Raw genomic sequence first — 12,714 nt, forward strand, 5'->3', positions numbered from 1 at the left:
CGGAGCCTCCCGACAGCACGCCCGTAGTTGCGAGGGGGATGCATGGCCACCGTTGAGCTCCGCTTCAGCGCGCTGCCCGAGCACGTCAGGACCGCCCGGCTGGTGGCGGCAGCGGTGGCGCGCAGGGCCGGAGTGGACGAGGCCGTCCTCGACGAGGTCAGGCTCGCCGTCGGCGAGGCATGCAGCCGGGCCGTCGGGCTGCACCAGACCGGCGGGATCTCGGCACCGGTGAAGGTGCTGCTGATCGAGGAGGAGAAGCAGTTCTCCATCGAGGTCGGCGACGAGGTCCCGCACGCGGTGGCCGGCGAGGGTGGCGCCGGTCCCGGCGACCCCGACGCTGAGACCGACGAGGACGAAATGGGCCTCGCGGTCATCAGCGGACTCGTCGACGACGTCGAGGTCAGCGCGGGAGAGCACGGCGGGCTGATCAAGATGACCTGGCCGACCACGCCGCCGCCGACGATCCTGGTCTGACCCCGCCACCGCACACCGTTCGTCCGAAGGGCCCCGCCACCCGTGGGGCCCTTCGTCATGTGCGGGTGTCAGTGCTCGCCTTTACAGTAGTTCCTGTGCCGTTCATCGCGTGAATTCGTTCACGATCATTCGCGCGCTCTCCGGCAGTCTCGGAATGCTTTCAGGGCATTACCCCGGAAGTCCAATTCCGTTTATCGCGCTCTGTTTTGATCAGGTTCCGGTACCTACAATCCCGTCCACATCTTGAGCTCAGCCCAAGCGTCAAGGAGGACGAATGGCGGGGCTTTCCCTCTCACAACAGTCGGGCCATCCCACCGACCTCGCAGCCGCCGTACTGACCGATGGCAACCGCGTCCTCATCGTGGTCATCGCGGTCGTCGCACTGGCGGCCCTGGTGCTCGCGGGGGTCCTGGTGCGCCAGGTACTCGCGGCCGGCGAGGGCACCGACAGCATGAAGAAGATCGCGGTGGCGATCCAGGAAGGCGCCAACGCCTATCTGGCACGTCAGCTGCGCACGCTCGGCGTATTCGCCGTGGTCGTGTTCTTCCTGCTCATGCTGCTGCCCGCGGACGACTGGAGTCAGCGTGCCGGACGTTCGGTGTTCTTTCTGATCGGAGCGGCGTTCTCGGCGGCCACCGGCTATATCGGCATGTGGCTCGCCGTACGCAGCAATGTGCGTGTCGCCGCGGCGGCGCGTGAAGCCACCCCGGCGGATGGCGAGCCGGAAAAGGATCTGACCACCGTTTCGCACAAGGCGATGAAGATCGCCTTTCGCACGGGCGGCGTGGTCGGCATGTTCACGGTGGGCCTCGGCCTGCTCGGCGCCTCCTGCGTGGTGCTCGTCTACGCGGCCGACGCGCCGAAGGTGCTCGAAGGTTTCGGCCTCGGGGCCGCGCTGATCGCGATGTTCATGCGTGTCGGCGGTGGCATCTTCACCAAGGCGGCCGACGTCGGCGCCGACCTGGTCGGCAAGGTCGAACAGGGCATTCCGGAGGACGACCCGCGCAATGCCGCGACCATCGCCGACAACGTGGGCGACAACGTCGGAGACTGCGCGGGCATGGCGGCCGACCTCTTCGAGTCGTACGCCGTGACCCTGGTCGCCGCGCTGATCCTCGGATCGGCGGCCTTCGGCGACGCCGGGCTCGGCTTCCCGCTGCTCGTGCCGGCGATCGGTGTGATCACCGCCATGATCGGCATCTTCGCGGTCGCGCCCAGGCGCGCCGACCGCAGCGGCATGAGCGCCATCAACCGCGGATTCTTCATCTCCGCGGTGATCTCGCTGGTGCTGGTGGCGGTGGCCGTCTTCGTCTACCTGCCGGGGAAGTACTCCGAGCTCGACGGGGTCACCGACGCCGCGATCCTGGGCAAGGACGGCGACCCGCGGGTCCTCGCGCTCGTCGCGGTGGCGATCGGCATCCTGCTCGCCGCCGTGATCCAGCAACTGACCGGCTACTTCACCGAGACCACCCGCAGGCCTGTGCGGGACATCGGCAAGAGTTCGCTCACCGGCCCGGCCACCGTCGTCCTCGCCGGCATCTCCGTGGGTCTCGAATCCGCCGTCTACACCGCCCTGTTGATCGGCCTCGGTGTGTACGGGGCGTTCCTGCTCGGTGGTACGTCGATCATGTTGGCCCTGTTCGCGGTGGCGCTGGCCGGCACCGGCCTGCTCACCACGGTCGGTGTGATCGTCGCGATGGACACCTTCGGGCCGGTCTCCGACAACGCGCAGGGCATCGCGGAGATGTCCGGCGACGTCGAGGGCGCGGGCGCGCAGGTGCTCACCAATCTGGACGCGGTCGGCAACACCACCAAGGCGATCACCAAGGGCATCGCGATCGCCACGGCCGTGCTCGCGGCGGCGGCGCTGTTCGGGTCGTACCGCGACGCGATCATCACCGGCGCCCGGGACGTCGGCGAGAAACTCAGCGGGGAGGGCGCCCCGATGAGCCTGATGATGGACATCTCGCAGCCCAACAACCTCGTGGGTCTCATCGCCGGCGCGGCGGTCGTCTTCCTCTTCTCGGGGCTGGCGATCAACGCCGTGTCGCGGTCGGCGGGTTCCGTGGTCTACGAGGTGCGGCGGCAGTTCCGCGAGAGGCCCGGGATCATGGACTACACCGAGAAACCGGAGTACGGCAAGGTCGTCGACATCTGTACCAAGGACGCCCTGCGCGAGCTCGCCACGCCTGGTCTGCTGGCCGTGTTGGCGCCCATCTTCATCGGGTTCACGCTCGGCGTCGGAGCGCTCGGCGCGTTCCTGGCGGGCGCGATCGGCGCGGGCACGCTGATGGCGGTGTTCCTCGCCAACTCCGGTGGCGCCTGGGACAACGCCAAGAAACTCGTCGAGGACGGCCACCACGGCGGCAAGGGCAGTGAGGCCCACGCGGCGACCGTGATCGGAGACACGGTCGGCGACCCCTTCAAGGACACCGCGGGTCCCGCCATCAACCCGCTGCTGAAGGTCATGAACCTGGTGTCGCTGCTCATCGCGCCGGCGGTGATCAAGTTCTCCTACGGCCCGGACAAGAGCATCGGAGTGCGGATTCTGATCGCCGTCCTCGCGTTCCTCGTGATCGCAGGGGCGGTGTACGTGTCAAAGCGGCGCGGCATCGCCATGGGTGACGAAGACAACGCCGGGACCGCACCCAAGTCGGCCGATCCGGCAGTGGTTTCGTAGGGAGGTTTCCGAGCCCCAGCTCAAGGTGCGGGCGGGCGGCGCGCGTTGACGTGCCGCCCGCCCGCGCTGTGTGGGTACACGATCACGCGTGAGCCTTATCTCGCTTGGTGCAAAAGGTTACAAAAAGGTCTTAATAGACGCTCGGCGTGCGGTTGCCGTGCATCTGGCGTGTATGTTCCGGGGCCGAGAGCCATGGAAGGGACCAAACCGGTGAACAAGAAGCTCGCGGCCGCACTGTCCGGCGGTGCGGTACTGGTACTGGCGCTGTCGGGCTGCGGCGGCGACGACAGCAACGAGAAGCTGGACTCCTGGGCCAAGCAGGTCTGTGACGCCGTACAGCCGCAGGCCAAGAAGATCGAGTCGGCCAATGCCGCGATCCAGAAGGAGACCTCCGACAACAGCACGCCGGAGGACGTCCAGAAGACCGACGCACAGGCCTTCCAGGACATGTCCGACGCCTACAAGGCGATCGGGACCGCCGTGAACAAGGCCGGGGCCCCGGACGTCGAGAACGGCGAGAAGAAGCAGCAGGACGCGGTCAAGGAGCTCAACTCGATCTCCGCCTCGTACGCCTCGCTGAAGAAGCAGGTCGACGGGCTCGACACCAAGGACCAGGGCAAGTTCGCCGACGGCCTGAAGGACATCGCCACCGAGCTGGACAAGCTGAGCCAGAGCGGGAACGACGCCCTCAGGAACCTGGAGGAGGGCGAGGTCGGCCAGGCGATGGCCAAGCAGTCCAGCTGCAAGGCGGCCACGGCGTCGGCGGGGGCCACGCAGAGCTGAGCAGCGGGGCCGGGCAGCAGGCGGCAAACGTGACTGCTGAGCCAAACGTGACGGCTGAGCTGAAGGTGACTGACTGACCCCGTTGTGTCCAGTGCCCCTCTCGTGACGAGCGCCCGAAGCTCATGCGAACCCCGGCACGGGCACGTGCGGCACCCGCACCGGCGGCCACAATGGGGGCGTGAGTAACGCCAGTCAGTCACCCCTGCCCCCGCTGCCCGCCTCCGACCGTCCCGAAGCCGCCGCCCGGCTCCGGGACGCCCTGCTCGCGGCCTCCTTCACCGCCGACGGACTGCTCGAACTGCTCGGTGCCCCCGCGTACGCGGCACTGGCCCGCAGCGAGACCGTCCCCGCGCTCCGGGCGACCCGCGGGGACACGCCCCTGGAGATGCTCGTCCGGCTGTTCCTGCTCCAGCAGCCCGTGCCGCACGCGCGCGTTGCGGAGGTCCTGCCCGTGGACGCCTGCCTGGAGAGCGGCTGGCTGGCCCGGGCCGGCGGGGACGAACTCGCCGCGACGGTGGACGTTCGGCCCTACGGCGGTCCCGGCGGTGAGGACTGGTTCATCGTGTCGGACCTCGGCTGCGCGGTCGGCGGCGCCGGTGGGATCGGCCGACGCGAGGAGGGCGTCGTCCTCGGAGTCGGCGGTGCCTCGATGACCCTCGCCGGCATCACCGTGCGTACGCCCGTCGCCGCCGCGCTCGACCTCGGCACCGGCTCCGGCATCCAGGCCCTGCACGCCGCGCAGCACGCCACGCGCGTGGTGGCCACCGATCTCAACCCGCGTGCCGTGCACATCACCGCCCTCACGCTGGCGCTGTCCGGCGCCGCGGCCGCCGACCTGCGCGAGGGCTCCCTCTTCGAGCCCGTACGGAGCGACGAGACGTACGACCTGATCGTCTCCAACCCGCCCTTCGTGATCTCGCCCGGCGCCCGGCTGACCTACCGCGACGGCGGGATGGGCGGGGACGATCTGTGCCGCACGCTCGTTCAACAGGCGGGCGGCCGCCTGAACGAGGGCGGGTTCGCGCAGTTCCTCGCGAACTGGCAGCACGTGGAAGGGGAGGACTGGCAGGACAGGCTCAGGTCATGGGTGCCCCGGGGCTGTGACGCGTGGATCGTGCAGCGCGAGGTACAGGACGTCAACCAGTACGCCGAGCTGTGGCTCCGTGACGCGGGCGACCACCAGGGCGACGCGGCGGAGTACCAGGCGCGGTACGACGCATGGCTCGACGAGTTCGAGGCGCGCAAGGTGAAGGCCGTCGGCTTCGGCTGGATCACCCTGCGCAGGACGAGTGCCGCCGTGCCCTCGATCACGGTGGAGGAGTGGCCGCACCCGGTCGAGCAGCCGCTCGGTGACACGATCCGGGCCCACTTCGACCGGCTCGACCACCTGCGCGACCACGACGACGCCGCGCTGCTCGAAGGGCATTTCCGGCTCGCCGCCGAGATCGTGCAGGAGCAGGTCGGACTGCCCGGCGCGGAGGATCCGGAGCACGTCGTGCTGCGCCAGAATCGCGGCATGCGCCGGGCGACCCGGGTGGACACGGTCGGTGCGGGTTTCGCGGGTGTGTGCGACGGCACGATGAGCGCGGGCCGCATCCTCGACGCCATCGCCCAGCTGATCGGTGAGGACCCGGTGCTGCTGCGCGACCGTACGCCGGCCCAGATCCGGCTGCTGGTCGAGCAGGGATTCCTGGAGCCGGTCCGCTGAACGGACTGCCGAGGGGCGACCTCGGGGGGCCGGCGAAGCGGCTCGCCAACAAATTCGAGTCGATTTGAACACCTCGTCCGAGACGGTTCGTGAGGAACCGGACGACCTTGATCCGCCACCCTGTCGCCCCGGCGTTCACCTCGGGTTCGCCTGCCCGCCGCCCGCCCGTGTCAGCCTCCCGTGGCTGGGAATGCGCGGACAGGGGAAATGGGGCGCGGCGGGGCATGGAGAGTGAACCGGCGATCTTCGCGGGAGCGGTGTTCTCCCTGTTCGGAGGCGGGCTGCTGGCGTGGACGGTGACGCGCGTGCGTCAGGACCGGCCCGTCGCCGAGGGCGTGAGTCCGGTCGCGTCGGCGACCTTCGCAGGCCTCGTCGCGGTGCTCGCTCTGGCGGCCGGAACCTGGTGCTTCACACGCCTCTGAGACCCCCTCCGGCGACGTTCCCGCGCGTGACCGGGGCGTCGCACTGCGTACGGGGGCGGGCCGGCTCCCGCTACGCCGGGCGGCAGGATTGGTGGTAGTCGGGTTACCGTTCGAGTGGCCGTTGCGGGCTTTTCCCGTTTGACACGGGGGCGGGATGTACCGTCACACTCCGCAGCGTCACCACGTACCCAGCCCCGGTAAACGACTCCGGGGAGGCCCCAGCGTCGACCGGAGAGAAGAGCGAAGTTGTCCCCGACCAGCGAGACCGCGAAGGGCGGCCGCCGACTCGTCATCGTCGAGTCGCCTGCCAAGGCGAAGACGATCAAGGGCTATCTCGGCCCCGGCTACATCGTCGAGGCGAGCGTCGGGCACATCCGCGACCTTCCCAACGGCGCCGCCGAGGTGCCCGAGAAGTACACCGGCGAGGTCCGCCGCCTCGGTGTGGACGTCGAACACGACTTCCAGCCGATCTATGTGGTCAACGCCGACAAGAAGGCGCAGGTCAAGAAGCTCAAGGACCTGCTGAAGGAGTCCGACGAACTCTTCCTCGCCACCGATGAGGACCGCGAGGGCGAGGCCATCGCCTGGCACCTCCAGGAAGTTCTCAAGCCCAAGGTCCCGGTCAAGCGGATGGTCTTCCACGAGATCACCAAGGCCGCGATCCAGGCCGCCGTGGCCAACCCGCGCCAGCTCAACCAGAAGCTCGTCGACGCCCAGGAAACCCGCCGCATCCTCGACCGTCTCTACGGCTACGAGGTCTCGCCGGTCCTGTGGAAGAAGGTCATGCCGCGCCTGTCGGCCGGCCGTGTCCAGTCGGTCGCCACACGTCTCGTGGTGGAGCGGGAACGCGAGCGCATCGCCTTTCGTTCGGCTGAGTACTGGGACCTGACGGGTACCTTCGCGACCGGCCGCGCCGGAGACTCGTCGGACCCGTCGTCGCTGGTCGCGCGCCTGCAGACCGTCGACGGCAGGCGGGTCGCGCAGGGCCGCGACTTCGACTCCCTGGGACAACTGAAGAGCGCGAACACCCTCCACCTCGACGAGGCGAACGCACGCGCCCTGGCCGCCGCCCTGGAGCAGACGCGGTTCGCCGTCCGCTCCGTCGAGTCCAAGCCGTACCGCCGCTCGCCGTACGCCCCGTTCCGTACGACGACGCTGCAGCAGGAAGCCAGCCGCAAGCTCGGCTTCGGCGCGAAGGCCACCATGCAGGTCGCGCAGAAGCTGTACGAGAACGGCTACATCACCTACATGCGTACGGACTCCACGACCCTGAGCGACACGGCGGTCGCCGCCGCCCGCGCCCAGGTCACGCAGCTGTACGGCGCCGACTACCTGCCGCCGCAGCCGAGGACGTACGCCGGGAAGGTCAAGAACGCGCAGGAGGCCCACGAGGCGATCCGCCCCTCGGGTGATCGTTTCCGCACTCCCGCCGAGACGGGACTGACCGGTGACCAGTTCAAGCTGTACGAGCTGATCTGGAAGCGGACCGTCGCCTCCCAGATGAAGGACGCCACCGGCAACAGCGTCACGGTGAAGATCGGCGGCACGGCGGCCGACGGCCGGGACGTCGAGTTCAGCGCGTCCGGCAAGACGATCACCTTCCACGGCTTCCTGAAGGCCTACGTGGAGGGCGCCGACGACCCGAACGCGGAGCTCGACGACCGCGAGCGCCGGCTGCCGCAGGTCTCCGAGGGCGACGCCCTGAGCGCCCAGGAGCTCACGGTCGACGGGCACGCCACCAAGCCCCCGGCCCGCTACACCGAGGCCTCCCTGGTCAAGGAGCTGGAAGAGCGCGAGATCGGCCGCCCGTCGACGTACGCGTCGATCATCGGCACGATCCTGGACCGCGGCTACGTGTTCAAGAAGGGCACGGCCCTGGTGCCGTCGTTCCTGTCCTTCGCCGTCGTCAACCTCCTGGAGAAGCACTTCGGGCGGCTCGTCGACTACGGCTTCACCGCCAAGATGGAGGACGACCTCGACCGCATCGCCCGCGGCGAGGCCCAGTCCGTGCCGTGGCTGAAGCGGTTCTACTTCGGCGAGGGCACCGCCAGCGGCGGCGCGGCCGACGCCGGCAACGGCGACGGGGACCACCTCGGCGGCCTCAAGGAGCTGGTGACGGACCTGGGCGCGATCGACGCCCGCGAGGTGTCGTCGTTCCCGGTGGCCAACGACATCGTGCTGCGGGTCGGCCGCTACGGGCCGTACATCGAGCGCGGCGAGAAGGACACCGAGCAGCACCAGCGCGCCGACATCCCCGACGACCTGGCGCCCGACGAGCTGACCGTCGACCTCGCGGAGGAGCTGCTCGCCAAGCCGAGCGGCGACTACGAGCTGGGCACGGACCCGGCCACCGGCCACACGATCGTCGCCAAGGACGGCCGCTACGGCCCGTACGTGACGGAGATCCTTCCCGAGGGCACCCCGAAGACGGGCAAGAACGCGGTCAAGCCGCGCACGGCGTCCCTGTTCAAGACGATGTCCCTGGACACGGTGACCCTCGACGAGGCCCTCAAGCTGATGTCGTTGCCGCGTGTCGTCGGCGCGGACGCCGAGGGCCAGGAGATCACCGCGCAGAACGGCCGCTACGGCCCGTACCTGAAGAAGGGCACGGACTCGCGCTCGCTCCAGGCCGAGGAGCAGCTCTTCACGATCACGCTGGAGGAGGCGCTGGCGATCTACGCCCAGCCCAAGCAGCGTGGCCGGGCCGCGGCCAAGCCGCCGCTGAAGGAGCTGGGCACCGACCCGGTCAGCGAGAAGCCGGTCGTGGTCAAGGACGGCCGCTTCGGCCCGTACGTCACCGACGGGGAGACCAACGCGACCCTGCGCTCCGGCGACAGCGTCGAGGACATCACCCCGGAGCGCGGTTACGAGCTGCTCGCCGAGAAGCGGGCCAAGGCGCCGGCGAAGAAGACCGCGAAGAAGGCGGCCAAGAAGGCGCCGGCGAAGAAGACGACGACGGCCAAGAAGACCGCGGCGAAGAAGACCACGACCGCGAAGAAGACGACGGCGAAGAAGACCACCGCGAAGAAGACGGCCGCCAAGACGGCGACCGCCGCCAAGTCCGCGGAGGACTGAGGCCGTTCGAGCCCTGTGCGAAGCCGGACCTCCGTGTTCGGATCTTCGCCCGGGGTTCGGAAAGCGAACGCCCCGGCAACACTTCGGTGTCGGGGCGTGCGCATGCCAGGCCGCGCCCTCCAGGGTGTCGGTGGCTCCCGATAGGCTGAACGCATGACGCGAGCCGACGACCCAACGGCCCCTCAGCCCGCCCCCGACGACGCCCTGGTCGCGGACTCCCGCGAGCGTGCCGTCCGCGCCCTGCTGCGACGACCGCAGCTGAAGCGGTTGTGGAGCGCACAACTCGTGGGCGGCGTGGGGGACACCCTCGCCCTTCTCGTGCTGGTCGTCCTCGCGCTCCAGGCGGCCATCGCCGAAGGCTCGTTCGGGGGTGGCTACCGGGGCGTGGCGTTCGCAGTGGCGACCGTTTTCGGGGTGCGCGTCCTCGCGACGCTCCTGTTCGGCGCCGTTCTGCTCGGCCCGCTCACCGCGCTCACCTCGCAGGACGGCCCGCTCGACCGCCGCTGGACCATGGTGGGCGCCGACGGGCTGCGCGCCGCGCTGCTCATCGTCGCGCCCCTGTGGATCGACTGGACGCCCGAGAACGCCTTGGCCGTCCTCCTCGTCACGGCCTTCGTGATGGGGGTCGCCGAGCGGTTCTGGACGGTGTGCCGGGAGAGCGCGGCCCCCGCCCTGCTCCCCGCCCCGCCGCCGGAGGGCGCGACGGTCCGGCCGCTGCCCGACCACATGGACGCCCTGCGCCGCCTGTCGCTGCGCACCGGCTTCGTGGCGATCCCCCTCGCCGCCGTGACACTGGTCGTCGCGGCCCTGTTCAACAACCTCCTGGGCACCGGCATCGACTGGTTCGGTCAGCACCAGGCGGCCCTCGCCTCCTACGTGGCCGCAGGCCTGTTCGCCGCGTCCCTGTCCGTGCTGACCTTCCTGGAGCTGCCCGGCACGCGCACCCCGCGCGCGCGGTCGCCGCTGGAGGGGCTGCGCCGCCCGAAGACCGGCAGCGGCGCCGACAAGGGCCGCACCGGCGCGATGCCGCTGCTGGTCCTGTCCTGCGCGGCCGTCGCCGCCGCGGTGTCGGCCGCCGTCGCCGTCGCCGTGCTGCACGCCAAGGACCTGGGCGGCGGCCCGGTCCTCTACGGCCTGTTCGTGGCCGCGCTGACCGGCGGCGTGGTCGTCGGCATCCGTACGGCGCCCGCCCTCGTGCCCGCCCTGTCGCGCCGCCGGCTGCTCGCGCTGACGATCGCCTTCACCGGTGTCGCCCTGCTGGCCGCCGGGCTGGTCCCGGACGTCACCACCGTGCTGCTCATCCTCGCGCTGGCCGGCGTCGGCGCGGGCCTGTCCGCCAACATCGGGCACACCCTGCTCGACCAGGAGACCGAGGAGTACCGGCGCCCCCGCACGACGGAGCACCTGCACGCGGTCGTCCGGGTCTGCGTGGCGCTCGGCGCGGTGATCGCCCCGCTGGTGGCGGCGGCGATCGGGCCGCACCGGCTGGAGAGCGGCAAGTTCGTCTTCGCGCACGGCGGCGCGGCCTTCACGCTCATGCTGACCGGCGCCCTGCTGCTGCCCGTCGCCGCGCTGGTGCTGGCCAAGGTCGACGACCGCTCCGGTGTGCCGCTGCGGCAGGACTTGAAGGACGCGCTGCTCGGCGGTGACGACCCCCGGCAGGGGACCGCGGCCACCGGCTTCTTCATCGCCCTGGAGGGCGGCGACGGCGCCGGCAAGTCCACGCAGGCCGAGGCGCTCGCCGAGTGGATCCGCGCCAAGGGCCACGAGGTCGTGCTGACGCGCGAGCCCGGTGCGACGCCCGTGGGCAAGCGGCTGCGGTCGATCCTGCTGGACGTGTCGAGCGCGGGCCTGTCGCACCGCGCGGAGGCGCTGCTGTACGCGGCCGACCGGGCCGAGCACATCGACACCGTCGTTCGGCCCGCCCTGGAGCGTGGCGCGGTCGTCATCTCCGACCGGTACATCGACTCGTCCGTCGCTTACCAGGGCGCCGGCCGTGATCTCTCGCCGACCGAGATCGCCCGGATCAACCGCTGGGCGACGGACGGACTGGTGCCGCATCTGAGCGTGCTGCTGGACGTCGCGCCGGAGACCGCGCGCGAGCGGTTCACCGAGGCGCCGGACCGGCTGGAGTCGGAGCCCGCCGAGTTCCACGCGCGCGTGCGGGCCGGTTTCCTCACCCTGGCCGCGGCCGACGCCGGACGGTACCTGGTGGTGGACGCCGGCCAGGAGCCCGAGGCCGTCACGACGGTCATCCGGCACCGGCTCGATCAGGTGCTGCCGCTGTCCGAGGCCGAGATCAAGGCCCGGGAAGAGGCGCGGAAGAAGGCCGAGGAGGAAGCCCGCCGCAAGGCCGAGGAAGAGGCCGCCCGCAAGGCCGAGGAGGAGCGCCTGGAGCGCGAGCGCCAGGAGCAGCTCGCCAAGCTGCGCGCCGAGGAGGAGGAGCGTAAGCGCCGCGAGCTGGAGGAGGCGCAGCGCCGCGAGGCCGAACGGCAGGCGGAGGAGGCCCGGCGCCGGGCCGAGGAAGCGCGCAGGAAGGCCGAGGAGGAGCGGGCACGGCTCCTCGCGGAGGAGAAGGCCCGCGCCGAGGAGGAGGCCCGCCGCAAGGCCGAGGAGGAACAGCGCCGCAAGCAGGCCGAGGAGGAGGCGCGCCTGCGTGCCGAGGCCGAGGCGCTCCGCCTGGAGAAGCAGCGCAAGGCCGAGGCGGCGCTGCTGCGGGCCGAGGAGGCACGCCGGCTCGCGGAGGCGGCTGCCGCCGCGGCCGAGGCCGGGCCGAAGAGCTCGGCCTCCACGAGCTCCGCCTCCACGGGCTCCGCCTCGAAGAGCTCACCCGCGCAGGGCGCCGCGCCTGCCGCGGCCGCTCAGGACGCGGCGACTGTGCCCACCCCGGTGGTGACACCGGGCGGTGCGGGGGACGACACGACCGTGCTGCGCCCGGTGCGGGACGACGAGCGTGGTGCGGGCCGCTCCTCCGGAGAGTCCGAAGCCGAGGTGACGGCGGAGCTGCCGATGCCGCCGGCGGCCGGGGAGCAGACGGAGGTCCTGCCGCCGGTCCCGTCTCGCGGCGGGGACGAGACCGAGGTCCTGCCGCCGGTGCGCGACCGGGACGCCTCCGGTGCGGCCGACGAGACGGCGGTGCTGCCTCCGGTCCGGCCGGGGGACGCCGAGGAGACGGCGGTGCTGCCTCCGGTCCGGCCGGGGGACGCCGAGGAGACGGCCGTGCTCCCGCCGGTGCGCGGGGACGAACCGGCGGACCGGGTTCCGCCCGGGTACTTCCGGAAGGATGCCCCGGCCGCCCGGCCCGACGGCACCGAGGACCGTACGCGGGAGATGCCTCAGGTCGACCCCGACGGGACGCCGCGCCGCCGCCGGTCCGACTGGGCCGAGGAGACGCCTCTGGACGACCTGCCCTCGCTGGCGGACGAGCTGCTCGGACCGCACGACGACGAGCCGGACGACAGGCGCGGACGCCGGGGCAGGGGCGACCGCGGGCGCTGACGCCTCCGGCCGACCGCCGCGGGAGCGGACCGCCGCGGAAGCCCGGCCTCCGCTCTGCGAGCCGGGTGGGGGCG

General features: G+C 71.2%; 7 protein-coding genes. All 7 read left to right on the forward strand.

Features of this window, described 5'->3' with window-relative positions:
• Positions 1 to 42 precede the first annotated feature (42 nt).
• Positions 43 to 474, forward strand: coding sequence for an ATP-binding protein (locus tag A4E84_RS22440; protein ID WP_062928306.1), 432 nt, complete (start codon positions 43 to 45; stop codon positions 472 to 474).
• Between the two features lie 274 nt (positions 475 to 748).
• Positions 749 to 3,154 (forward strand): sodium-translocating pyrophosphatase, encoded by a 2,406-nt coding sequence (locus A4E84_RS22445; RefSeq protein ID WP_062928307.1) that lies wholly within the window; start codon positions 749 to 751, stop codon positions 3,152 to 3,154.
• A gap of 192 nt (positions 3,155 to 3,346) precedes the next feature.
• Positions 3,347 to 3,937 (forward strand): small secreted protein, encoded by a 591-nt coding sequence (locus A4E84_RS22450; protein WP_174569450.1) that lies wholly within the window; start codon positions 3,347 to 3,349, stop codon positions 3,935 to 3,937.
• 178 nt (positions 3,938 to 4,115) lie between these two features.
• Positions 4,116 to 5,645, forward strand: coding sequence for a DUF7059 domain-containing protein (locus tag A4E84_RS22455; protein ID WP_062928308.1), 1,530 nt, complete (start codon positions 4,116 to 4,118; stop codon positions 5,643 to 5,645).
• Positions 5,646 to 5,869: 224 nt separating this feature from the next.
• The gene (locus A4E84_RS22460) at positions 5,870 to 6,067 is read left to right on the forward strand and encodes a hypothetical protein (RefSeq protein WP_062928309.1); all 198 of its coding nucleotides are present in this window, start codon (positions 5,870 to 5,872) and stop codon (positions 6,065 to 6,067) included.
• A gap of 246 nt (positions 6,068 to 6,313) precedes the next feature.
• On the forward strand, positions 6,314 to 9,142 hold the full coding sequence (gene topA / locus A4E84_RS22465) for a type I DNA topoisomerase (RefSeq protein WP_062928310.1): 2,829 nt from the start codon (positions 6,314 to 6,316) through the stop codon (positions 9,140 to 9,142).
• Between the two features lie 153 nt (positions 9,143 to 9,295).
• A complete protein-coding gene (gene tmk, locus A4E84_RS22470; RefSeq protein WP_062928311.1) occupies positions 9,296 to 12,640 on the forward strand; it encodes a dTMP kinase in 3,345 nt (1,114 codons plus the stop codon).
• Positions 12,641 to 12,714 lie beyond the last annotated feature (74 nt).

The sequence above is a fragment of the Streptomyces qaidamensis genome (genome assembly GCF_001611795.1).
GTDB lineage: Bacteria > Actinomycetota > Actinomycetes > Streptomycetales > Streptomycetaceae > Streptomyces > Streptomyces qaidamensis.

Excerpts from the sequence above, each read along its gene's own strand:
- A4E84_RS22440 (WP_062928306.1), top strand. The coding sequence starts at position 43 with ATGGCCACCGTTGAGCTCCGCTTCAGCGCGCTGCCCGAGCACGTCAGG.
- A4E84_RS22450 (WP_174569450.1), top strand. The coding sequence starts at position 3,347 with ATGGAAGGGACCAAACCGGTGAACAAGAAGCTCGCGGCCGCACTGTCC.
- tmk (WP_062928311.1), top strand. The coding sequence starts at position 9,296 with ATGACGCGAGCCGACGACCCAACGGCCCCTCAGCCCGCCCCCGACGAC.
- A4E84_RS22445 (WP_062928307.1), top strand. The coding sequence starts at position 749 with ATGGCGGGGCTTTCCCTCTCACAACAGTCGGGCCATCCCACCGACCTC.
- A4E84_RS22460 (WP_062928309.1), top strand. The coding sequence starts at position 5,870 with ATGGAGAGTGAACCGGCGATCTTCGCGGGAGCGGTGTTCTCCCTGTTC.